At 59.9% G+C, this 23,531-nt stretch carries 16 protein-coding genes; 12 read left to right on the forward strand and 4 right to left on the reverse strand.

Annotation, left to right across the window (positions count from 1 at the left end):
* Positions 1 to 103: 103 nt before the first annotated feature.
* The gene (locus tag HDF09_RS17060) at positions 104 to 1,102 is read right to left on the reverse strand and encodes a zinc-dependent alcohol dehydrogenase family protein (RefSeq protein WP_183768526.1); all 999 of its coding nucleotides are present in this window, start codon (positions 1,100 to 1,102) and stop codon (positions 104 to 106) included.
* A gap of 83 nt (positions 1,103 to 1,185) precedes the next feature.
* A complete protein-coding gene (locus HDF09_RS17065) occupies positions 1,186 to 2,091 on the reverse strand; it encodes a formate/nitrite transporter family protein (RefSeq protein WP_183768528.1) in 906 nt (301 codons plus the stop codon).
* 250 nt (positions 2,092 to 2,341) lie between these two features.
* Between HDF09_RS17065 and ligA the strand changes: the two genes are divergently transcribed.
* Complete coding sequence (gene ligA, locus HDF09_RS17070) at positions 2,342 to 4,465, forward strand: NAD-dependent DNA ligase LigA (protein WP_183768530.1); 2,124 nt, start codon at positions 2,342 to 2,344, stop codon at positions 4,463 to 4,465.
* A gap of 128 nt (positions 4,466 to 4,593) precedes the next feature.
* On the opposite strand, the gene HDF09_RS17075 is transcribed toward ligA, so the two are convergent.
* On the reverse strand, positions 4,594 to 6,045 hold the full coding sequence (locus HDF09_RS17075; protein WP_183768532.1) for a glucoamylase family protein: 1,452 nt from the start codon (positions 6,043 to 6,045) through the stop codon (positions 4,594 to 4,596).
* Between the two features lie 269 nt (positions 6,046 to 6,314).
* On the opposite strand from HDF09_RS17075, the gene HDF09_RS17080 reads away from it, so the two are divergent.
* The 3 genes from HDF09_RS17080 to HDF09_RS17090 all read left to right on the forward strand — a co-directional run bounded on the left by HDF09_RS17080 (position 6,315) and on the right by HDF09_RS17090 (position 10,815).
* Positions 6,315 to 7,388: a LacI family DNA-binding transcriptional regulator gene (locus HDF09_RS17080; protein WP_183768534.1), complete on the forward strand. Its 1,074-nt coding sequence runs from the start codon at positions 6,315 to 6,317 to the stop codon at positions 7,386 to 7,388.
* Between the two features lie 334 nt (positions 7,389 to 7,722).
* The gene (gene fusA, locus HDF09_RS17085) at positions 7,723 to 9,876 is read left to right on the forward strand and encodes an elongation factor G (protein WP_183768536.1); all 2,154 of its coding nucleotides are present in this window, start codon (positions 7,723 to 7,725) and stop codon (positions 9,874 to 9,876) included.
* Between the two features lie 168 nt (positions 9,877 to 10,044).
* Positions 10,045 to 10,815, forward strand: a complete 771-nt coding sequence (locus tag HDF09_RS17090) for a CPBP family intramembrane glutamic endopeptidase (RefSeq protein WP_183768538.1) — start codon at positions 10,045 to 10,047, stop codon at positions 10,813 to 10,815.
* On the opposite strand, the gene HDF09_RS17095 is transcribed toward HDF09_RS17090, so the two are convergent.
* Positions 10,740 to 11,615, reverse strand: a complete 876-nt coding sequence (locus HDF09_RS17095; RefSeq protein WP_183768540.1) for a CPBP family intramembrane glutamic endopeptidase — start codon at positions 11,613 to 11,615, stop codon at positions 10,740 to 10,742. The two genes, HDF09_RS17090 and HDF09_RS17095, sit on opposite strands and share 76 nt — an antisense overlap.
* A gap of 260 nt (positions 11,616 to 11,875) precedes the next feature.
* Between HDF09_RS17095 and ku the strand changes: the two genes are divergently transcribed.
* From ku to HDF09_RS17135, 8 genes are all read left to right on the forward strand, one after another.
* Positions 11,876 to 12,772 carry a non-homologous end joining protein Ku gene (gene ku, locus HDF09_RS17100; RefSeq protein ID WP_183768551.1) on the forward strand — a complete coding sequence of 299 codons (897 nt, stop codon included), beginning with the start codon at positions 11,876 to 11,878 and terminating at the stop codon, positions 12,770 to 12,772.
* Between the two features lie 8 nt (positions 12,773 to 12,780).
* Positions 12,781 to 15,654 carry a DNA ligase D gene (ligD, locus tag HDF09_RS17105; protein WP_183768553.1) on the forward strand — a complete coding sequence of 958 codons (2,874 nt, stop codon included), beginning with the start codon at positions 12,781 to 12,783 and terminating at the stop codon, positions 15,652 to 15,654.
* Between the two features lie 142 nt (positions 15,655 to 15,796).
* Positions 15,797 to 17,056, forward strand: a complete 1,260-nt coding sequence (locus tag HDF09_RS17110) for an efflux RND transporter periplasmic adaptor subunit (RefSeq protein WP_183768556.1) — start codon at positions 15,797 to 15,799, stop codon at positions 17,054 to 17,056.
* A gap of 39 nt (positions 17,057 to 17,095) precedes the next feature.
* Positions 17,096 to 17,815: an ABC transporter ATP-binding protein gene (locus HDF09_RS17115; RefSeq protein ID WP_179640578.1), complete on the forward strand. Its 720-nt coding sequence runs from the start codon at positions 17,096 to 17,098 to the stop codon at positions 17,813 to 17,815.
* Positions 17,812 to 18,114 carry a hypothetical protein gene (locus HDF09_RS17120; RefSeq protein WP_183768557.1) on the forward strand — a complete coding sequence of 101 codons (303 nt, stop codon included), beginning with the start codon at positions 17,812 to 17,814 and terminating at the stop codon, positions 18,112 to 18,114. Before HDF09_RS17115 ends, HDF09_RS17120 begins: the two co-directional genes overlap by 4 nt.
* Before the next feature lie 202 nt (positions 18,115 to 18,316).
* A complete protein-coding gene (locus tag HDF09_RS17125) occupies positions 18,317 to 20,860 on the forward strand; it encodes an ABC transporter permease (protein ID WP_260181532.1) in 2,544 nt (847 codons plus the stop codon).
* A gap of 57 nt (positions 20,861 to 20,917) precedes the next feature.
* Positions 20,918 to 21,625 carry an ABC transporter ATP-binding protein gene (locus HDF09_RS17130; RefSeq protein WP_183768560.1) on the forward strand — a complete coding sequence of 236 codons (708 nt, stop codon included), beginning with the start codon at positions 20,918 to 20,920 and terminating at the stop codon, positions 21,623 to 21,625.
* Positions 21,622 to 23,529, forward strand: coding sequence for a TolC family protein (locus tag HDF09_RS17135; protein ID WP_311719814.1), 1,908 nt, complete (start codon positions 21,622 to 21,624; stop codon positions 23,527 to 23,529). Before HDF09_RS17130 ends, HDF09_RS17135 begins: the two co-directional genes overlap by 4 nt.
* Positions 23,530 to 23,531: the final 2 nt, after the last annotated feature.

Genomic DNA, 23,531 nt, shown 5'->3' on the forward strand with positions numbered 1-23,531 from the left:
GGGATCTCTCCACTGCGTCGCGCGATACGACTGCGCGACTACGGTCGAGATGACGGATCACACAATCCAGCGGCGTTAGAGATTTCCTCTACCGCTATCGGCTCTAGAGTGTGACTACGATTTTTCCTATCTGCGCGTTTGATTCCATGTAGCGGTGGGCTTCGACGATCTGTGCGAAGGGGAAGGTCTTGTCGATGCGGGGTTTGAAGTTGCCGGCGACGAGGTTGTCGAAGACGTACTTTCTCGCATTTTGTGACTTAATTGGGTCGGCGAGGATGTCTCGCAGGGTATAGCCCTGGATGATCAGGCGCTTGTTCAGTGCGGTGAAGAGGGGGTAGGGGGTTGGCTCCATGGCCAGCGCGCCGTACTCGAAGATGGTGCCCTGGACTGCGGTGGCGTTGGCGAGCGCTTCGAGACCTTTGCCACCGATGGGATCGAAGACGATGCGTGCGCCTTGGTTGGCGGTGATCTGGTTGACGCGGGCGACGAGGTCCTCTTCGTCGGTGACGATGACGTGATCGGCGCCTAAGGTGAGGAGTTCGGCTTTTTTGGTTGAGGTGCGCGTGGTGGCGATGCTGGTGGCGCCTTCGGCTTTGGCGATCTCGATGGCGGCTAGTCCGACGCTGCTGCTGGCGGCGGTGATGATGACGTAGTCGCCCTTGGTGAGGTGGCCGTAGTAGATGAGTGCGCCGTAGGCGGTGATGTATTGCATCCAGATGCTGGTGCCTTCTTCGTAGGAGAGCTTGGAAGGGTACTCGGCGACCGCGTGGATGGGGACGATGGCGACCTCTCCGTAGACGCCGTAGTGGTTGAGAGAGAAGGCTGGGGTGGTGCTGGCCTTTTTACCGATCCAACTGGTGTCCACGCCGGGACCGACAGCTTCGACGATACCGGAGGCTTCGTAGCCGTTGGTGGAGGGGAGAACGGGCGTTTCGAGGTAACGGTCGTGGAAGAACATGCTCTCGGCGCGGTTGAGGCCGATGGCTCGGACGCGAAGGCGGACCTCGCCCTTGCCTGGTTCGGGGAGGGGGAGGTCGTCGAACTGGAGGACTTCGGGGCCGCCGATTTTGTGAAAGCGGACCATCTTTACTGTGTCGGGCATTTTGAGTACGCTCCTGCAGTCTTGCTGCGTGAGCTTTGGATGAGTGCGTGGGCGAAAGGGCGCGGATTTTCGGAGGTGAAGGCTTAGGCTTTTGCAGACTCTTCGGTCTTGATCTCTTCCTTCTGATGGGGGGCGATGGCTTCGGCTTCGGCGTCGCCGCCATAGATGACCTGGCCGTATTCGAGGAGGGTGACCATGCCTACGCCGCCGCAGATGTTGCCAGCGACGGCGGGGATGAGCCAGCCGAAGTAGCTGGTCCAGGCGGCTTTGCCGATGAGGACGGCGGCGAGGATTTCGCCGCTGGTGGCGATGCAGTGGGCGAAGTTTCCGAGGCCGACGACGAAGGTCAGCATCCAGATGATCATGACCGAGCCGGTGATGGAGTGGGAGCCGGAGACGAGCCAGGCGACGGTGGCGATGATCCAGCCGCCCATGACGCCGCTCCAGAAGATGGTGGAGGCGGGGTTGTGGATGGCTTCGAGGCCGAGGCCGGCGATGGCTTGCACGACGCTTGGATTGACGGCGTTGGTGAGGGCGGCGAGGGCGGCGAAGGCAAGAGCGCCGAGGACGTTTGCGGGAAGGACGGTTGCCCAGAGACGCAGGGTCTTCCAGAAGTGCTTTTTTTCGGCGAGGACGAGGGCTACGGGGTAGAGTGTGTTTTCGGTGAAGAGCTGGGAGCGGCCGAGGATGACGACGATGAAGCCGAGGGGGTAGAACATCTTGCCGACGAAGAAGATGGTGTGGGAGGGGACGGTGCCGGGGGTGGTGAGGAGTGCGATGGCGATGGCGTTGCCGAGGGCGGAGAGGCCCATGAAGATTCCTCCGGCGAGGCCGGAGATGGCGAGGGAGACGCTGGAGCGGCCGAGCTCCTGACGGGCGTTGTTGGCGACCTGCTCGTAGATGTCCTGGGCGCTGGGGCGCTCGAGGTTCTTTTGCGCGTCCTGATTGGCGAGTGGGGCGGGCGGGTAGCGGCGGAGGCGGTAGGGCATGGAGTGATCATAGAAGATTGTGTCCTGCCGGACGGGCCCGCTACACGCGGGGCGGTCACTTCGTGACTTGTATACCTTTTCTTGGTGAGTGAAGTGCGGTGGTCCTCCCGTTGGTCGGAGGAAAGATGATTCCGACCAACGGGAGGACCATGCTGCCAAATCCTGCCGAGACCGGTACACGCGTCACGAAGTGACCGCGCTCCGCGTAGGAGGCCCGTCCGGCAGGACACCAGCTTTTATAATTTCGCCTATGGCGCCTGCGTTGACATCGGATCAAGAGATAGAGGAGCTGCGGGATCAGCTTCGTCATCATGAGTATCTGTACTACGTCGAAGATGCGCCGGAGCTGACGGATGCGCAGTATGACGCGCTGATGAACCGGCTGAAGCGGCTCGAAGAGAAGCATCCTGAGCTGGTAACGGCGGACTCGCCTTCGCAGCGTGTGGGAGGAAAGCCGAAGGATGGGTTCGTGAAGATGCCGCACTCGCGGCCGATGTTGTCGCTGGATAACGCGTACAACGAGGAGGAGCTGCGGGCGTGGGATCAGAGGGTGAGGGATGCGCTGCCAAGTACGGAGGCGGTGCGGTATGTGTGTGAGTTGAAGCTGGATGGTCTGTCGCTGGCGCTGCAGTATGGGGCTGGATCTGACAAAGGTGAGGCCGCGCATCTGGTGCGGGGACTGACGCGTGGGGATGGGTCGATCGGCGAGGACGTTACGAGCAATGTGCGGACGATTCGGTCGGTGCCGCTGAGTATCTCGGCCTCGAAGTTGAAGGCGGCGGGTTTGCCGCAGAGCTTTGAGGTACGCGGCGAGGTGGTGTTGCCGCAGGCGGCGTTTGCGAAGCTGAACGAGGAGCGCGAGGCGGCGGGACAGGCTCCGGCGGCGAATCCGCGGAATGCTGCGGCGGGGACGATACGGACGCTGGAGCCGAACATTGTTGCGCAGAGGCGGCTGGATTTTTATGCTTACTTTTTGCTGAAGGATGGGGAGTTTTTGCTGCCGCAGCAGTCGACTGCGCTGGAGTCTTTGAAGACTTCGGGCTTTCGCGTGAACAAGTATGCGAAGGCGCTGAAGAGCATCGACGAGGTGGTGAAGTTTATTGCGGATGCAGAGCCGCTTCGCGACACGCTGGGCTATGAGATCGATGGCGTTGTGATCAAGGTGGATGCGACGGCGCAGCAGCGGCGGCTGGGGTTTACGGGGAAGGCTCCGCGATGGGCGATTGCCTATAAGTTTGCGGCGCGGGCGGGGATTACGAAGCTGGAGGGTGTGTTGTTCCAGGTGGGGCGGACGGGGAAGGTGACTCCGGTGGCTGCGCTTGCTCCCGTGTTGATTGGGGGGACTACGGTGTCGCGGGCCACGCTGCATAACGCGGATGAGATTGCGCGGCTGGGAGTTCGCATTGGGGATTTTGTGCAGGTGGAGCGGGGCGGAGATGTGATTCCGAAGATCGTGGAGGTGGTGGAGGATAAGGCGCATCCGCGAGGGACGGAGGAGATTGTGTTTCCGAAGAACTGCCCGGTTTGTGCGAGCGAACTGCAGCGGATTGAGGGCGAGGTGGATTGGCGATGTGTCAATAACTCTTGTCCGGCGCGGGTTCGTGAGGAGTTGCTGCACTGGTCGGCGCGTGGGGTAATGAACATTGAGGGGCTGGGCGATGCGATGGTGGCACAGCTGCTTGGCCAGAGTGCGGAGCTGGGCGGGGAGGTGGTGACGGAGGAGGGTGCTCCGGTCGTGGTGCGGCGGCCGCTGATTCATACGATTGGCGACTTGTATCGGCTGAAGCGCGAGGATTTGCTTGGGCTGGAGCGAGTGGGCGAGAAGACCGCGGATGCGCTGCTGGAACAGATCAAGCGCTCGAAGGAAGGAGGGCTGGCGCGTGTGCTGCTAGGGCTGGGGATCCGGTTTGTGGGCGAGCGGACAGCGCAACTGCTGGCGCAGCACTTCGGCTCGATGGATGAGTTGATGTTGGCGGCGAGTCAGGATGCGGAGAAGGCTAGTGAGGCGTTAGAGGCGGTGAATGAGGTGGGGCCGAAGGTGGCGCAGGCGATTGTGGAGTTCTTTGCTGTGGAGAAGAACAAGGATCTGGTGAAGGATCTTGCGGGGCTGGGGCTGGAGATGACGGCGGAGAAGCGGATGACGACTTCTACGCTGGAGGGGTTGACGTTTGTGCTAACGGGGACGCTGCCGAATCTGACGCGGGAGTCGGCGAAGGAGAAGATTGAGTCGGCGGGGGGGCGGGTGTCGGGGAGCGTGAGTAAGAAGACGAGCTATGTGGTGGCGGGGGAGGAGGCGGGCTCGAAGCTGGAGAAGGCGAACTCGCTGGGGGTGACGGTGCTGGATGAGGCGGGGTTGCTGGAGTTGCTGGGTTAATGCGTCCTGCCGGACGGGCCCGCTGCGCGCGGGGCGCCCACTTCGTGGGGCGTATACCGGTCTTGGTGGGTTAGGTGCATGGGTCCTCCCTTTGGTCGGGAGGGATTTTGAGTACACCGCTTACTGGGCTAGGGCTGGTCTACCAGCTTCGGGGAGACTATGTGTGGGGGGCGATTGGTGCTTGGAGCTACGGGCTGGTCAGAGCTGGGGATGGCGGTGGGTTTTGGCTCGGAGGGGTTGGTGGTCTGGCGAGCGCTGTGAAAGCCGCATGCCTTCATGGCGGCGACCGGTTCGGGGTTCTGCATGAAGGTGTCCCAGACGAAGGCGCTGCGTAAGTTTTCTGCCATGAGAACGCCGATGCCGAGGTCGATGCCGAGGACGTCGGGATCGTACCAGTGGAGGTCGGGGTGGAAGGCGTCGCAGAATCCGTAGCGCCCCCAGGCGTCTTTGCCGAAGTTGTCGCGGAGGGCGCGGAGGACGCGGACGCAGTCGTGGGGGAGGAAGGGGAGTGAGCCGGCGGCGGCGCAGGGGACGACGGATCCGTCGACGGGACCCATGAGGGGAGGGCCGCCCCAGGCGGCGTAGCCATGCTCCCAGTCGGAGGCGGAGACGCCCCAGTAGTCGTCGGTATAGCCACGTTTGAGGCCGAGGCAGAAGGCCTTGTGGGCGCGGGTGGCGGTGATGGAGTTGGAGAAGTAGTTGGCGAAGGCGTCGCGCTTGCCGGCGAAGTCGAACCAGGCGTGGGAGAACTGGTGGATGAAGAGGGGGTCGCGTCCGCTGATGTAGGAGTAGGGGCCGAAGGTCATGGGGGGGCGGGTGAAGGCGCTCCATGAGTCGGCGGAGATGGGGTGGGTGGGTGAGCCGATGGCGAGGAGGTAGAGCATCATCAGCTCGGAGTAGTGGTCCCAGCGAGTGGAGATGAAGCCGGTCTCGGGAAGCCAGCCCATGGAGAAGGTCTTGCCGCCGTTGAGCATCCAGGGCCAGTCGACGCGGTTGTAGAGCTGGGTGGCGAGGGCGGTGATCTCGGGATCGTTGAAGTAGGCGCGGGCGGTGAGGACGCCGCAGAGAAAGATGGCGGAGTCGATGGAGGAGACTTCGACGTTGATGAGGGGACGGCCGGTTTTGACGTCACTGAAGTGGTAGAAGAAGCCGTGCTCGTGCGGCATCTTGTTGAGATGGAAGTCGAGCGTGGTGATGACCTGCTTTTTGATGCGAGCGGTGTCTTGATAGCCGCGCTTGTCGGAGATGCAGAGTGCGGTGAGACCGAAGCCGGTGGCGGCGATGCTGGCGGCGAAGTGCTGGTCGAACTCGCCGGTGGCAGTCTTGTTAGTGGCGCGGTCGAGGACCTGTCCTGTGACTGGGTCGGCCTGCTCGGTGAAGTAGAGGCAGCCGGCGCGCTCCATCTCTTCGAGGAAGGCGATGTCTTCGTCGGTGAGCAGCCGAGTGTAGGCGGGTGTTGCGGGGGCGGCCTGCTGGGCCTCGAGAGGGGCCGAGGCAAAACCGGACAGGATGGCTCCGCCGAGGAGTTTGGTCGCGCTGCGTCGCGTGATCTTAGGCGGAGTCGAGGTGCTGAAACTCATTCTGTCTATCGTACGTTCCTGCCGGGAGTGCAGACGTGTCTGACTTTGTGAATCGTGGAAAAGTAACGCGGAGGTTGTAGAAACGCGATCCGGTTCCGACGGTCGTTCGTGGAAACGGCCTCAGGGGTTTGATGCCGCGACTGCCTAGGGCGATGCCGGCGTGATGTTCCCAGTCGAGGGGTTGCGGGGGCAGGGGGCGTGCTGGCGGTGTACGTATGTCGAGGCTAATAAGAGAGTCACAAAGAGCGTACTTGTGACAGACTGCATGAATGCGTGGACGCACGAAAAAATCTGCGGCGCCAGAGTCGAAGGCGCAGGAGCATAAACCGGCAGGCCTGAAGGTTTTGTCGGATCACCTTGGATTGTCGATGGCGGCCATCTCGCGGGTTCTGAGTGGGGCGCCTGCTGCGCGATCGATCCCGAAGGCGACGCAGGACCGGATCTTGAAGGCGGCCGAGGAGCTGAACTACCGGCCGAATCTGTTTGCCCGGTCGCTGCGCAACCGGCGGAGCCAGACGGTGGGAGTGATTGTGCCGGAGGTGAGTGAGGGGTACGCGACCCTGGTGTTGAGCGGGATCGAACAGGAGTTGATGCAGGCGGACTATTTTTATTTTTTGATCAGCCATCACCATCGCGAGGAGATGATTCAGAGGAGCGAGCGGCTGTTTCGAGACCGGGCGGTGGAGGGAGTGATCGCGGTGGACACGCTGCTGCGGGACCGGTGGGCGATTCCGACGGTGACGGTCTCGGGGCATCATGAGCCGAAGGGTGTGACGAACATTGTGCTGAACCATCGGCTGGCTGCGGAGCTTGCGATCGATCATCTGAGCGGACTGGGGCATAGACGGCTGGCGTTTATCAAGGGGCAGAGGTTCAGCTCGGATACGGAGTCGCGGTGGCGGGGAATCCGTCATGCGATGGAGAAGAGAGGGCTGAAGATTCTTCCGCAACTGGTGGCGCAGCTGGAGGGAGAGCAGCCGACGCATGAGCCGGGTTATCTGGCGACGCAGAAGCTGCTGGCGTGTGGCGAGAGCTTTACGGCGTTGTTTGCGTTCAATGATGTGTCGGCGATTGGTGCGATCAAGGCGCTGCGGGAGGCTGGGCTGAGGGTGCCGCAGGATGTTTCGGTGGTGGGGTTTGACGATGTGCAGTCGGCGGCGTTTCAGAATCCTGCGCTGACGACGGTGCGGCAGCCGTTGCGGACGATGGGAATGCTGGCGGCCCAGACGGTGTTGCTGCAGATTGGGGCGGCGGCTGGAGGGAACCATGCGCAGGAGATTGTGGTGGATCCGGAGCTGGTGGTGCGGGAGTCGACCTGCCCTCCTGCGGCAGGCAAGAGATAGCGGTGTGTGTTGGAAGACGCTGGGAGATGCTGGTCTTGTCCGACATGGTCGAGGCTTGGGAGCAGGCGGTGCGAGGCTAACTTAGAGGCGGTCTGGTTTGTTTCAGAGGCGGTCTGGTCTGGCCGCTTCCCGCTCAAATTAGGGGGGAAGCGGAAAGCCTGTTTGTGATAGCATCCGTGCTCCTCGAGATACCGGTTCCTGCAGGGGCTGAACTCGAGGTCCACTTTCAGTGGTCGATATTTGCCGGAGACTGTTCGGACCGATAACCCATTCAGTGAGGTTTCATTTGTAACCAATGGAGATTTATCAGCTCTGATTTGAAGGAGAGTCTGACATGAAGGTGTATCTAGGAAACGACATTCGTAATGTGGCCGTGGTGGGCCACGCGCATAGTGGAAAGACGACCTTGATCTGCGCGATGCTGCATGCCGCGAAGATGACGGCGACTCGCGGCCGAATCGAGGACGGGTCGGCGGTGACGGCGTATGACGAAGAGGAGGTGGCGCGGCGGACGACGATGTCGAACGCGGTGGCGTTTGCGGAATGGAGCGGGATCAAGATCAATCTGATCGATACGCCTGGATTTCATATGTTCGTTCACGAGACGCGCGCGGCGATGCTGCCGGTGGAGGTGGCGCTGGTGGTGGTGAACGCACAGTGCGGAGCGGAGGCGGTCTCTGATCGTGTGTGGAAGTATGCTGCCGAGGTGACGCTGCCGCGCGTGATAGCGATCAACCAGGTGGACCATCCGAAGGCCGATAGCAGGATGGGCCGGCAGCGGATGATCGAGCAGTTGCAGGAGAAGTGGGGGCGCCAGGTGGTGCCGGTGCAGCTGCCGATTGTGGATCAACATGGGTTTCATGGGGTGGTGGATCTGGTGACGATGAAGGCTTATCTGTATAAGCCGGACGGAGATGGGCGGGGTGAGGTGGGGGTGATTCCGGAGGCGGTGAAGGCGGATGCGAAGGCTGCGCATGAGGCACTCGTGGAGCTTGTCGCCGAGGGGAAGGACGAGTTGATGGAGGAGTTCTTTCGCGAGGGAACGATTCCTGAGGAACATCTGATCGTCGCGCTGCATGAGGCGATTCGGGAGGACAGGATCTTTCCGGTGCTGTATGTGAGTGGATTGCGGAATGTTGGAACGGACCATCTTCTGGATTTTTTGAAGGTGTATGCGCCGTCGCCGACGGAGAGGGAGCCGGTGGCTACGCGTGGGATCCTGCACTCGGTTTCGAACGGCGTGAACGGGAGCGGTTCGGGGAATGATCAGGACGAGATTGTGATGCGCAAGGTGGATGATAAGGAGCCGCTTGCGCTCTATGTATACAAGACGATGACCGATCCGTTTGCGGGAAGGATCTCGTTCTTCAAGGTTGTCAGCGGGATGATGACGACGGACAAGACGGTACAGAACTTTACGCGACATGAGCCGGAGCGGCTGGCGCATCTGTCGATCATGCAGGGGCGGAAGGCGGTTGAGGTTTCGGAGCTGCATGCGGGAGACATTGGAGCGGTGGCCAAGCTGCGCGTGACGTTGACGGGAGACACGCTGGGCGACAAGGCTCATGAGGTTTATCTGGAGCCGGTACCGATGCCGGAGCCAGCGATGACCTATGCGATTGAACCGAAGTCTCGCGCGGATGAGGACAAGCTGGGGCCAGCGCTGCATAAGGTGATGGAAGATGATCCGATGGTGAGATTCTTCCGCGATCCGCAGACGAATGAGTTTCTGGTGGCAGGGGCGGGACAGCAGCATATCGAGGCGGTGGTTTCGAAGCTGAAGCGGCGATACCACACGGATGTGACGTTGAAGGCTCCGAAGATACCCTATCGCGAGACGGTGATGGGGCGGGCGGAGGCGCAGGGACGGTACAAGAAGCAGACGGGCGGGCATGGTCAGTATGGGGACTGCAAGGTTCGCATGGAGGCGATGCCGCGGGGAAGCGGCGTGGTGTTTGGGAACGAGATCTTTGGCGGGGCGATTCCGCGGCAGTATGTCCCGGCGGTGGAGAAGGGCGTTCGGGAGTCGGCGGCGCGTGGATTTCTGGCGGGGTATCCGGTGGTGGATTTGAAGGTGACGGTGTTCGATGGCAGCTACCACGATGTGGACTCGAGCGAGATGTCGTTCAAGATGGCGGCTCGGCTGGCGTTTCGCAAGTGCATGGAGCAGGCGAAGCCGGTGCTGCTGGAGCCGGTGATGCGGGTGGAGATCGAGGCGCCGGATGACTTTGCCGGGGCGTTGCTTGGTGATCTGAATGGGCGTCGCGGGCGGGTACAGGGGATGGAGAGCGGCGGCGCGGGGACTACGGTGAGGGCTGAGGTTCCGATGGCGGAGATGCTGAGCTATGGGACGACGCTGACCTCGATTACGCAGGGGCGGGGGAGTTTTCGGATGGAGATGGATCACTATGAGGTGGTTCCGGCGTTGCTGGCGCAGAAGATTCTGGCGGCTGCGAAACAGCCGGTTCATGACGAGGGGGAGGAGTAAAAAGCTGACGCGGGGGCCGCTCGGCGCTATGACAATTTGCCTGATGGTGTAGAGACTGCAAACGCAGATTCCCTTCGGGAATGACAAACAAAAAGGCCAAGACGGCTCTTCACCAAGTGCGGCGTTGCTCTAGTATAAAGATTCGATGAATTTTTCGGATCGGGTGTTATGAGTGCGAGTGCAGCCAGTGCGTTGGATTTCTCCGGGCCGGAGCGGCCGGGGGCTGCGGGGTGGAGACGGCGGACGCTGCTTGATCTGGCGGTGGGATATGGGCTGATCCTGATTGTGATCTGGACTCCGGCACCTCTCAGGACTGTGCTTTATTTCGTTACGCTGGGGTGGATTGGGTACGCGACGTGGATCTCCTTTAGCGGATGGGACGCGATGGGAGTTCGGGTCGCTGGATTCTTCCGTTCGATGTGGGTTGTGGGGATTGCTCTTTGTCTTGCGGCGGGAGCGGTGATCTTTGCGTTGCGGGAGCAGACGCTGCATGGGCCGCATAGCGCGCTGCGTCTGATGCAGGGGTTCTGGGGCTATACGATCTGGTCTTTCTTTCAGCAGTTTCTGTTGAATGATTTTGTGATGCGTCGGCTGCTAAAGCTGACGAATGACCGGCGGGTTGCGGTGATGGGAGCGGCTGGGCTGTTTGCGCTGGCGCATCTGCCGAATCCTGTGCTGACGGTGATGACGCTGGTGTGGGGTGTGGCGGCTTGCGCGATCTTTCTGCGGTATCGGAATCTGTTTACGCTGGGGATGGCGCATGCGATTCTCGGGATCTGCGTTGCGGTTACTCTGCCGGCGTCGGTGCAGCACAATATGCGGGTGGGGCTGGGTTATCTGCGGTATCGGCCGCACGTGCGGCGTCATCTGAACCAGATGGACCATAGGGTGTCGACGGTGGTGTGGGTGATGGCTGAGGCTCCGACGCGGCGGTCGTGACGCCAGGCTCTGCCGTAGAAGATGCCGGCGATGGCGGCGAGCAGGACGTAGCGCCAGTTGAAGTGCAGGGCGCGCTTGTTGAAGTGGGAGAGACCGAAGAGGACGCTGGTGAGGAGCAGGGCCTGGGTGCGGGAAAGTCGGCGTTCGAGCAGGTTTTGCAGCCAGCCGCGAAAGAAGAGCTCCTCCGGGACTGCGATGAAGAGGAAGGTGAAGAGGTAGGCTCCGGCCAGTTGGGAAAGGCTGGGCCAGCGTGGGTGGAAGTGGAGAAAGCTGAGGCTGAGACCTAAAGCGATGGCTATGGGGGTGTAGAAGGCCCATTCGCGCAGGCCGATGCGAAGGTCGCTCAGGCGAAGTCGAAGATCGAAGCCGACGCCGCTCAACTCGCGGATAAAGAGGAAGCCGTAGATGCCGGCGTTGAGCAGTAGCATCTTGTTGAAGACGGCCAGGTGTGGTGGCCATGCGGGCTCGAACCAGCGCAGGTCGACGGCAAGGCCGAGGGTGAGGAGTACTAAGTAGTCTCGCCAGTTGCCGGTTTGATGCGGGTCGACCTGGCGTGCTTGTTGCAGGAGGAGCGTGACGGCGATTGGGAGGAGGGCGTAGAGGAAGAACCAAACCCAGTGAAAGGTGGCGGCAGAGAGGTTTACGACGAGATAGGGAAGGGTCAGCGCTGCGGGTAGAGCGAGTTTGATGGAGGTGGGAAGAGGTTGGATGCGTCGACGGAGGGCATCGCCGAAGAAGGCAGACGCCAGGAAGGGGATGAGGGTGAGGAGGGCAGCGAATACGTTGGCAGGCGTGAACATCTGGTGGGCTTCAGTATAGGGAGCCTGGGAAAGACTGGTCCTGCCGGACGGGCCGCCTGCGCGGCGAGCGGTCACTTCGTGACTTGTCTACCTTTTTTGGGAGAGGCTCACTTCTTCGGTCCTCCCGTTGGTCGGAGAGGGCGCTAAGAGGTGGCAAAGTCGAGCTGTTTTGGTTTTAAGGCTTGTATTTGCGGGGTTTATAGTGATAAAAGCATCTTCCGGGCCTTTGTTTGCTTCCAACTTACTCTGGAGAACCCCTAATGCCGCGTCCCTACTGGTCAGGTCAGATACAGATCTCACTCGTTTCGTTTGGAGTCAAGCTGTTTACGGCGACCGAGTCGAAGAGCGAGATTCGTTTTCATCAGCTTAGCCGGAAGACCGGGGAGCGGATCAAACACCAGAAGGTCTCGGGTGATGAGGGCAAGGTGGAGAGCTCCGATATCGTGAAGGGCTACGAGTATCGCAAGGGCGAGTACGTCATGATCGAACCAGAGGAGATCGAACAGATCCGAATTCCTTCGAAGCACACGATTGAGGTGACGCAGTTTGTCGATGAGGGTGAGCTCGATCCTGAGTTCTTCGAGAAGCCCTATTTTGTGGTGCCGGAGAATGATGTTCAGGCAGAGGCGTTCGCGGTTGTTCGCAAGGCTCTGCAGACGACGAAGAAGATTGCGCTGGGGAAGATTGCGTTTAGCGGGCGCGAGCACCTGGTTGCGGTTTCGGCTGGGACAGACGATAAGCTGCCGGGCATGATGGCTTACACGATGCGCTATGCGGAGGAGCTTCGCGATCCTAAGGAGTTTTTCGAGGACATCAAGAAGGTGGCGGTGGATGAGGATCAACTGTCGCTGGCGAAGGAGTTGATCAAGCGCAAGGCGTCGAAGTTTGAGCCGGGGAAGTTCAAGGACGAGTACGAGGCTGCGTTGCGCGAGATGGTTGAGGCGAAGGTGAAGCATGCGCCGATTCCGAAGGATGAGCCTGCGCCTGCTTCGGGCAAGGTGATCAACTTGATGGATGCTCTGCGGAAGAGCGTGCAGGGTGATGAATCGGTTGCGGGTAAGAAGAAGGCTCCGGCGAGGGCGACGGCTGCGGAGACGCAGAAGGGCATTGAGCTGGTGAAGCCTGCGAAGGCGAGCAAACCGCGTAAGTCGGCGTAGAGTGGGCTATGGCTACGAGGAAGAGAGCCGGGTCTAAGTCAGCGGTGTCGGCTGCGGAAGCCGCTGCGGATGCTGTGGATGAGCAGCTAGGGCTCTATCGCTCGATGCGGGACTTCCAGGTTACGGGGGAGCCTAGCGGGTCGGCGAAGAAGAAATTTTTTAATGATCAGCCTCTGCCGTTCGTGGTTCAGAAGCATGCGGCGACGCGGCTGCACTATGATTTTCGGCTTGGGTGGAATGGGGTGTTGAAGAGCTGGGCGGTGGCGAAGGGGCCGAGCTACGTTACCGCAGATAAGCGGCTGGCTGTTCAGGTGGAAGATCATCCGATCGACTATGGGGGCTTCGAGGGGATTATTCCGAAGGGCCAGTATGGCGGCGGCACGGTGATGGTGTGGGATCAGGGGACGTGGGAGCCGCAGGCAGGGCATACCGATGTGGATGAGGGGCTGCGGACTGGGTCGCTGAAGTTCGTTCTGCACGGGACGAAGATGAAGGGGAAGTGGGCGCTGATTCGCATGGGTGGGAAGGCTGCGAATGAGAGTAAGCCGAACTGGTTGCTGATTAAAGAGCATGATGATTTCGAGCGGACGAAGGATGACGCCGCTGTAACGGACAAAGAGCCGGACAGTGTGGTGACGGGGCGGAGTCTGGAAGAGATCGCGCGTAACGAAGATCATGTGTGGAACTCGAAGGAGACGGCGAAGGGGAATGCCTGGTATCGGAAAGACGCTGGGGTTGCGGATGCGAGGGAGACTGCTAAGGAGAAAGCTTCGCCTGAGACAGCGCCTGCCGATAAGCCTGCAAAGGCTCGCAGGGCGAAGAGTGTTGCCAGGGAGTTGAAGGTGCCGGCGGGTGCGCCGAAGGAAAAACTTCCGGAGTTTATTACGCCGGAGCTGGCGTTGCAGGCTACGACTCCGCCTGGTGGGGCTGGATGGCTGCATGAGTTGAAGCTGGATGGTTATCGCATTCAGGCTCGCAAGGATGGCGACAAGGTTCAGCTGCTGACGCGGACGGGGCTCGATTGGACGCATCGGATGAAGACGATTGCGGCTCTGGTGGGAGAGTTGCCGGTGGAGCGGGTGATTCTTGATGGCGAGGTTGTAGTGCTGGCAGAGAACGGGACTACGAGCTTTGCCGATCTGCAGGCGGCGTTTCAGGAGGGAGTGAAGAAGCCGCTTAGTTACTTTGCGTTTGATCTGCTTCATCTGAACGGGCAAAACCTGCGGGGGCTTCCTCTGGTTGAGCGAAAGGGTCTGCTTGCCACGCTTCTGGAGGGCGGTGGTGAGTTTCTGCGTTTCAATGAACATCTGGAGTCGGATGGCGGGGTGATCTTTGAAAAGGCCTGCGAGATGCATGTTGAGGGGATCGTCTCGAAGCGTGCGGCCAGCAGGTACTCGAGCGGGAGGGGGGGGAGCTGGCTGAAGGTGAAGTGCGTTCATGAGCAGGAGTTTGTGATCGGCGGGTTTACTCTGCCTTCGAATGGGAGCCACGGAGTTGGGGCTTTGCTGCTGGGGTACTACGACGGCGGGAAGCTGATCTATGCGGGAAGGACTGGTACCGGCTTCACGGAGAAGACGCATCGTGTGCTGCGCAATCAGTTGGAAGAGCTGCGTGAGAAGGAGAATCCGTTTGAGAATCCACCGGCTGAGGCGCGTCGGGGAGCGAACTGGGTGAAGCCGGAGCTGGTGGCTCAGGTGAACTTTGCGACTTGGACTGCAGACAACCTGGTGCGACAGGCTTCGTTCAAAGGGCTGCGAGAGGATAAGCCTGCGAATGAGGTTCGGCGAGAGGAACTGACCGTTGCGGCCAGGGTGCGGGGGAGGAAGAGCGCTTCGCACACTGCTTCTGTAGCGATTGCGGCGAAGACTACTTCTGTAGAGACTGCTCCTGCTATTGCGAAGGAGACTACTGCTAAGGCAACTGCTGCCAAGACGACTCCTGCGAAGGCGACTGCTGCGAAGGATTCGACGAAGGCGGGCTCGGAGCCTGCGCCGGTGCGGTTGACGCATCCTGAGAAGATTCTGGATGTGGAGACGCAACTTACGAAGCAGCAGCTGGCTGATTATTACTGGGCGATTGCGCCGCATATGCTGCCTTATATCGAGGGCCGGCCGGTGTCGCTGGTGCGTTGTCCGGATGGGAGTGAGAAGCCGTGTTTCTATCAAAAGCATGTGAACGCGATGGTGCCGCCGGGGATCACGGCGGTGGATGTACCGGACAAGAAGACGGGGGAGATGGAGCCGTACATTACGCTCTCTACGGCAGAGGCGCTTGCGGGGCTTGCGCAGATGGGTGTGCTGGAGGTGCATCCCTGGGGGTCGCGGAATGAAGACCTTGAGCACCCGGATCGCATCATCATCGATCTGGATCCGGATGCTGCGATTGCGTGGCCGAGGCTGGCTGAGAGCGCTGGGGAGGTTCGTAGAGAGCTCAAGGAGCTGGGGTTGGAGAGCTTTTTGAAGAGCACGGGGGGCAAGGGACTGCATGTGGTGATTCCGTTTGAGCCGGAGTACGACTGGGCGGTGATCAAGCAGTTCGCCCATGCGTTTGTGCTGAAGATGGAGAAGGATCAGCCGGGCCAGTATCTGACGAAGATGAGCAAGGCGGCACGCAAGGACAGGATCTTTCTGGACTACCTGCGGAATGAACGTGGTGCGACGGCGGTGGCGGCGTTCTCTCCTCGGGCGCGTGCGGGGGCTGCGGTTTCGCTTCCGCTTGACTGGAGTGAGCTGAAGTCGGCGGAACGGATGGTTGTTCGGGTTGCGGAGTTCGAGCAATGGCGCGGGCTGTTGAGTCGCGATCCGTGGAAGCAGTTTTTTAAGCTGCGGCAGCGGATTACGCCGAAGATGTTGGAAGCTTTGAAGATATCTCCGGCCGCGTGACTGGTTCGGCTTGTCCGGAAATCCCTGTTCGATAATGGACAGTTTGTTTCGATTGCGGACGAGGGGCGTTGCGCGGTGCTCTCTAAGTGATTGAAAGCATTTGGTGGAGGATGGCCTTGCGCTTGCAACTAGACATCGCGCAATGGATATCTCCAGACCAGATATAAAGCAGAAGAAGATACGTCGGCAGTGGATTGCAGGTGGCTGCGCCGTGGTGGTGCTTGCGGCGATTGGTTTTTTTGTGACCCGGCTGAAGCCTGCAGCGCCTGAGGTCGATCGGGCTACTGTGTGGACCGACACGGTGAAGCGTGGGCCGCTGCTGCGGCAGGTGCGCGGGCCGGGCTCGCTGGTTCCGCGGGAGGACAAGATTCGGCTGATTCCCTCTGAGACCGAGGCGACGGTTGTGCGGATTCGTGTACTGCCGGGTGCGAAGGTTGAGCCGGACACGATTCTGATGGACCTGGTCGATCCGCAGCTGCAGCAGGAGTTGCTGGACGCACAGCTGCAGATGAAGGGCGCAGAGGCAGACTACATCAATACGCGGGCAAAGGTGCAGAGCGACCTGATGGATCAGAAGGCCGCTGCGGCGACGGTGGGAGCGGATCACAATCAGGCTCAGCTGCAGGCGCAGACGGATAAGTCGTTGTTTGACCTGGGCGTGATCAGCGGGTTGACCTACAGCGCGTCGAAGGGCAAGGCCGATGAGCTGACGACGCGGAACGATCTTGAGAAGCAGCGACTCACGTTGAACGAGAAGACGATCGAGACGCAGCTTGCGGTGCAACAGACCAAGGTGGATCAGGCGAAGGCGCTGCTTGGGTTGAAGCAGAAGCAGCTGGATGCGTTGAGTGTGCGGGCGGGGATTAGCGGCGTGCTGGTGGAGTTGCCGCATCAGGTGGGCGAGCATGTTGCTCCGGGAACGACGTTGGCGAAGGTAGTGCAACCGGACCAGTTGAAGGCGAGTTTGAAGATTGCGGAGACGCAGGCGCGCGATATTCAGATTGGGCAGCCGGCGGAGGTTGATACGCATAACGGTGTGATCAATGGCAAGGTAACGCGAATTGATCCGGCGGTGTTGAACGGAACGGTGACGGTTGACGTAGAACTCGCTGGCGCTCTGCCGCAGGGCGCTCGACCGGACTTGAGTGTTGACGGAACGATCGATCTGGATCGGATGACGGATGTGCTGTATGTGGGACGTCCGGCGTTTGGGAATGAGAACAGCACGATTAGTTTGTTCAAGCTGGGGCCGGATGGGAAGACGGCGGTGAGGGTTCCGGTGAAGGTTGGACGGGCCTCGGTAAACAGCATTCAGGTGCTGGAAGGATTGCAGGAAGGCGATACGGTGATTCTGTCGGACATGAGCCGGTGGGATAACACGGATCGGATTCGCTTGAATTAGATATAGCCCAGGCGACGGCCGGGATAAAGGAGAGCAGGAATGGCGATGGACACGATGATTCAGATTGAGGACTTGAAGAAGATCTTTTATACGGACGAGATTGAGACGCATGCGCTTTCGGGCGTGCATTTGAATATCAATCGCGGGGAGTATGTGGCGATGTCCGGGCCGTCGGGGTGCGGGAAGTCTACGCTGCTGTCGATCATCGGGTTGCTGGATACGCCAACGGGCGGACGGTACACTCTGAACGGCAAGGAGGTCGCGAATCTGAATTTTGCGGATCGATCGAGGATTCGGAACCAGGAGATTGGGTTTATCTTTCAGAGCTTCAATCTGATTGGCGACCTGACGGTTGCCGAAAATGTGGAGCTGCCGCTGACCTATCGCGCGGGGATGCCGGCGACAGAGAGGAAGAAGCGCGTGCAGGAGTCGCTTGAGCGCGTGAATATGGCGCACAGGATGCGGCACTATCCTGCGCAACTCTCGGGTGGTCAGCAGCAGAGGGTGGCGGTGGCGAGAGCGTTGGCGGGTTCGCCGTCAATTCTGCTGGCCGATGAGCCTACGGGAAATCTTGACTCGAAGAATGGCGAGGCTGTGATGAAGCTGCTGCAGGAGCTGCATGCAGAGGGCGCGACGATCTGCATGGTGACGCACGATCCGCGGTTCGCAGCACATGCGGAGCGGCAGGTGCATCTGTTTGACGGCAAGGTAGTGGCGGAGGGTGAGCTGAATCGGCTGTTAGCGGAGGTAGAGGGATGATGGCACTGATCGAGGACATGCGTCTGTTTCTTAGGCAGATGTGCGAGGCGATTGGGATGTCGGGAACGACGGCTAACGTGGTGCCGGTGGTTCTGCTTGGCATTGCGTTGAACGTTGTTGCTCTAGGTCTGGTGGCGAGTGTGCGGACAGAGAGACAGCCGGCATGCCAGAGAACTACGCTGCGGGCCGCGGCGCAGACGGAGTGGAAGGTCGTGCGGACGGTGGTTTCGACGGTGAAGGCGATCGGCCTGGCGCAGCGCAGAGTGTGTGCGGCGAGCGAGTGGGTTGAGGGCCTTTAGCGCGAGGTCGGAGCGGGCGAGGTCGGAGCGAGTGTATTCCGCACCGCTACCGTAAGTCGCAGTGCTCCAACTCGATGAGCCGCTTCGAGGTTTCGAGGAAGGTCAGCGGCTGGTTTTCTGATTGTCGAATGACGATGCGACAACGAGGGCACTGATTGCGAAGTTGCCGATTTGATGTGGCGCAATGGGAATGGAGCAAGTGATGAATGGGATCATGCAGGATGTCAGGTATGCACTGCGACAGTTGCGAAAGGCGCCGGGATGTACCCTGACGGCGGTTCTGACGCTTGCGCTGGGGATTGGCGCGAACTCGGCGATCTTTACGCTGGTGCATGCGGTGCTGCTGCAGAATCTGCCTGTGAGCGACCCTAAGGCGCTGGTGCGGTTGGGCGATAAAGATGATTGCTGTGTGATGGGGGGACGGCCCGAAGAGGAAGACTACTCCGTGTTTTCCTACGATCTGTATCGACACTTGCGCGATAGCACTCCTGAGTTTGAGCAGCTGGCGGCGATGCAGGCGGGGATAGGTCAGGGCGCTCTGACAGCGCGGCGGGGATCGAGCAACAGCTTGTCGAAGGCCTCCTCCAGTGAGTTTGTCTCGGGGAACTACTTTCAAACCTTCGGCCTTCAGCCTTATGCGGGACGACTTCTGCTGCCCTCTGACGATGTAGCGGGAGCGCCGACGGCTGCGGTGTTGAGCTATGGGGCCTGGCAGCGTGATTACGCTATGGACTCCTCCGTGGTGGGCAGCACGTTCCAATTGAATACGCATCCTGTGACTGTGGTGGGGATCACGCCACCTTCTTTTTATGGCGATCGGATGAGCGATACGCCGCCGGATTTCTTTCTTCCGGTGACGATGGAGCCGATTCTCGATCCGGGCGCGTTGCTGAATCGTCCGGAGGTGAGCTGGCTCTATGTGCTTGGCCGGGTAAAGCCTGGCACGCAGCTCGGTCCGCTGCAAGAGAAGATGAGCGGGCTGTTGCGGGACTGGCTGGTCCCGCTAAAGTCCTATCAGAGCGCGGACGGAAAGAAGGCGTTGCCGAAGACACATCTGGTCTTGACGCCGGGTGGGGTTGGGATTGCGAATATGCAGACGGAGTACAGAAGCGGATTGGAGCTTCTGATGGGGATCTCCGGACTGGTGCTGCTGATTGCTTGCGCGAATATTGCGAACCTGGTTTTGGTGCGCGGGATAGCGCGCCGGGCTGAGACCTCGATTCGTATGGCGCTTGGTGCCGCGCGAAAGAGAATTATTCGTCAGATGCTGACTGAGAGTGTGTTGCTGGCGTGCCTGGGAGGTGTGGCTGGACTTGCGGTGGCGTATGCAGGGACGAAGATGCTGTTGGCCTTGGCATTTCCCGAGTCACCGGGTCTGCCGATTCACGCGAGTCCGTCGCTGCCGATGCTGGGATTTGCGTTTGGCTTGTCGCTGCTGACTGGATTGATCTTTGGGATCGCGCCGGCATGGATCACCTCTCATTCGGAACCAGCGGAGGCGCTTCGGGGCACGAATCGGTCGACACGGGACAGCGCTTCTTTGCTGCAGCGCTCGTTGGTGGTGACGCAGGCGGCGCTGTCGCTGGTGTTGTTAGTGGGCGCTGGTCTGCTGACGAGAAGCTTGAATAAGCTCGAGCATCAAAACTTTGGATTGCAGACAGAGAATCGTGTGGTGATCCATATCAGTCCTGATAATGCGGGTTATAAGCCGGACCAGCTGCAGGCTCTCTATGGAGAGATACTGGGACGCTTTCGGGCGCTGCCGGGAGTCGAACGGGTGGGGTTGTCGATCTACACTCCGCTTGAAGGGGACAACTGGGGTGAGGGCGTAACGATCCAGGGGCGTCCTGAGCCTGGGCGGAACGATCATGTCGGCGCGTCGTGGGATCGTGTGACGCCGGATTTCTTTCAGGTGATCGGGCAACAGGTTTTGCGTGGGCGCGGAATTACTGATCAAGATACCGGGACTTCGCCGATGGTGGCCGTTGTGAATGAGACTTTCGTGAAGAAATTTTTCCCGAATGGTGAAGACCCGATTGGCGTTCACTTCGGTTTGGATGGTGTGAAGAGCGCGGGGGAGATAGAGATTGTCGGTGTGGTGTCGGATGTGAAGTATGTGAATCCGCGTGAGGCTGTTCGGGCGATGTACTTCCGGCCGTTTCTGCAACATGCTCCCTTGTCGGACAACGCGGATGTGCGGTCGCTCTTCGCAGGGGCGATCATGTTGCAGATGAGAGGACCATCGGAGGGACTGGAGGCGCAGGCGCGACGGACACTTGCGAATATCAATCCGAATCTGACCGTGGTTAACTTCAACACCTTCGGCGGTCAGATTGAGGGCCAGTTCAGCCAGGAGAAGTTGATTGCACGGTTGACGTTGATGTTTGGTGTGTTGGCGCTGGTGCTGGCTTCGGTTGGTCTGTATGGCGTGACGGCTTATACCGTTGCGCGGCGAACGCCTGAGATCGGGATACGGATGGCGCTCGGCGCGGGACGCGGCAGTGTGGTGAGTATGGTGCTGCGTGAGGCTATGCTGCAGGCTGGGGTTGGACTTGCGATCGGGTTGCCGGTTGCGTTGTTGTGCGTGCGTCTTCTGAAGACGCAACTGTATGGAACGGGTGGGCAGGATCCTCTTGTCCTTGCGGGAGCAGTTGTGGTGCTGATTGTGTCTGCGTGTGTTGCGGGGTTGATTCCGGCGCGGCGTGCGGCTTCGACTGATCCGGTCAAAGCGTTGAGGACTGAATAGCAGAAAGACGCGACTATCGCGATTTGAAGCAGCGGAAGTATATAGATGGAGTCAAGAATGATTGAGTTGAAACAGCTGGAGCGGAGTTATAAGACGGGTCACACCGAGACGTGGGTGCTGCGACGAATCAATCTCACCATCCGTGAAGGTGAATTTGTAACCGTGATGGGTCCGTCTGGAGCGGGGAAGTCTTCGCTGTTGAATGTGCTGGCGATGCTGGACGATCAATGGAGGGGGGAGTTTTACTTTGCCGGCGATGCCGTTCATGCGATGAACCGCAAACAGAGGGCAGAACTGGCTCGGCGACGAATTGGGATGGTGTTTCAGAGCTATCACCTGCTGGACGATCTGACTGTTGCGGAGAATATCGATCTGCCGTTGTCGTACAAAGATATTCCGAAGTCGGAGCGGCAGGCTCTGGTTGCGGATACGTTGGACCGCTTCAACATTGTAGGGAAGAAGGATCTGTTCCCGAACCAGCTCTCTGGCGGGCAACAGCAGTTGGTGGGCATTGCGCGGGCAGTGATTCACAAGCCGGATCTTTTGCTGGCCGATGAGCCGACGGGCAACCTCCATTCGGAGCAGGCCAAGGAGATCATGCAGTTGTTTCGCAGATTGAATGAAGAGGGAACGACGGTGGTGCAGGTGACTCATTCGGAGGCGAACGCAGAGTATGGCACGCGGACGATTGAGTTGCGAGATGGATGGCTCTCTCGAGATACGGCGGGACTTGTAGCGGCTGAAGGGGCGGGGGTGCGAGCGTGAAAGGAAGTTCACTGCTTCGGTGCTTCGGCCTGGTTGTGTTGTTGGAGGTGCCTTTGCTGGCGCAGGTGCAGCAGGCTACTGTGGCCCAAACCCCAGCGACGGCGCAACCTGCGTTGCGGCTGGATATTCCGCACTCTGATAATCCGCTGAATACGTACCGGGCTTCGCTGGTGCCGAAACCGAACCTGGCGAACTCGCCACGAATTGACGCACTGGTGAAGGACGGAGTTCTTGAGTTGAGCTTGAGGGATGCGATCTCCTTGGCTTTGGAAAACAATCTTGACATTGCGATTGCACGATACAACATTCCGATTGCTGCTGCGGACGTTTTGCGCACGCAGGCGGGCGGCTCGTTTCGTGGAGTCAACACCGGTGTGGTGCAGAATACGCCGGGGGGAGGTGTAGGCGGCTTTGGCTCAGGATCGAGTGGGGCTGGCGCTGGTGGTACATCGGGAGGCGCTGGCGGTGCGGGCTCGGGTGCATCGGGCCTTGTCTCGTCGACGCTTGGTGCAGGTACGACTGTGTCCTCCTATGATCCCGCGCTCACGGGGACGTTCAGTATCGAGCATTATGCGCAGCCGTTGTCGAATACGATCGTCTATGGAGTTCCGCAGTTGCAGCAGAATACGACGACGGGAAATGTTGGATATGCTCAGGCTTTTCCGACGGGAACTTCGATCTCGGCGGTCTTCGATAACAGTCGCGGAACCACAAACAGTCCGGAGAGCTTTCTCGTCCCGACGCTGAACTCGTACTATCACTTCGCAATACAACAGCAGCTGCTTGCGGGCTTCGGCCTTGGACCGAACCTGCGGTTTCTGAGAATCGCCAAAAACAACCAGCGAATTTCGGATGAGGCGTTCAAGCTGCAAGTGGTGACGACGGTGACCCAGATTGCGAATATGTACTGGGATCTGGTGGCCGCGTACGAAGATGAAGGGGTCAAGAACCGTTCGCTTGAGTTTGCTCGACAGGCGCTGGAGAGTGGGCGCAAGCAGCTGGCACTCCAAGCGATTCCTGCGATGGATGTGATGAAAGACGAGGCAGAGGAGGCCAGCCGCGAGCAGGACCTGACGATTGCGAAGACGACGTTGCAGTTTCAGGAGTTGCTGATCAAGAATGCGCTGACGAAGAATCTGGACGATCCGATTCTGGAGGCGATGCCGGTGCGCCCGACCGATCAGAGTACGATGGCGAACACGACTCCGCAGGGTCCGACTGAAGATATGGCGGCGCGTGCGCTGAAGGACCGGCTGGAGTTGGGGGAGTCGGATATTGATCTTGAGAACAGACGACTGAGCCGGGATGCGGCGCGCAACGCTTTGCTGCCTTCGGTTGCGTTGACAGCCTACTACGGAGGGTCGGGTCTGGCCGGGTTGCAAAATCCTGCGTCGGGCACGATCTCAACTAAGCCCCTGGACTTTGGCGGAGCATTGCAGACAGCTTTCAATAACAGCGCTCCTGACTATTATGTCGGGCTGACGGTTAGTATTCCTCTGCGAAATCGAGTGGCGAAGTCGGACCAATATCGCGCGGAGCTGGAGACGAGACAGTCTGAGCTGCGGTTGGAGCAGTTGAAGAAGCAGATTCGGATCGAGGTCCGAAACGCTCAATATGCGCTGGAGCAGAGTGAGGCGCGGGTGGTTTCGGCGCGCAAAGGGCGCGACCTGGCGCAGAAGACCTTCGACATCACCGCCAAGGAGCAGGAACTGGGCGCGGGGTCGAACTATCAGACTCTTACTGCGCGGCGTGATCTGGCGGCGGCGGAGTCTACGCTGGTCGCAGCCATGACGGCATATCAAAAGGCTAAGATTGAAGTGGATCGCGCGGTCGGCTCTACGTTGGAAGCAAACGATATTTCGATAGAATCGGCGAAGACGGGTATAGCCCCGAGCGGGCAGTAGCG

The organism is Edaphobacter lichenicola (assembly GCF_014201315.1).
Taxonomy (GTDB): domain Bacteria; phylum Acidobacteriota; class Terriglobia; order Terriglobales; family Acidobacteriaceae; genus Edaphobacter; species Edaphobacter lichenicola_B.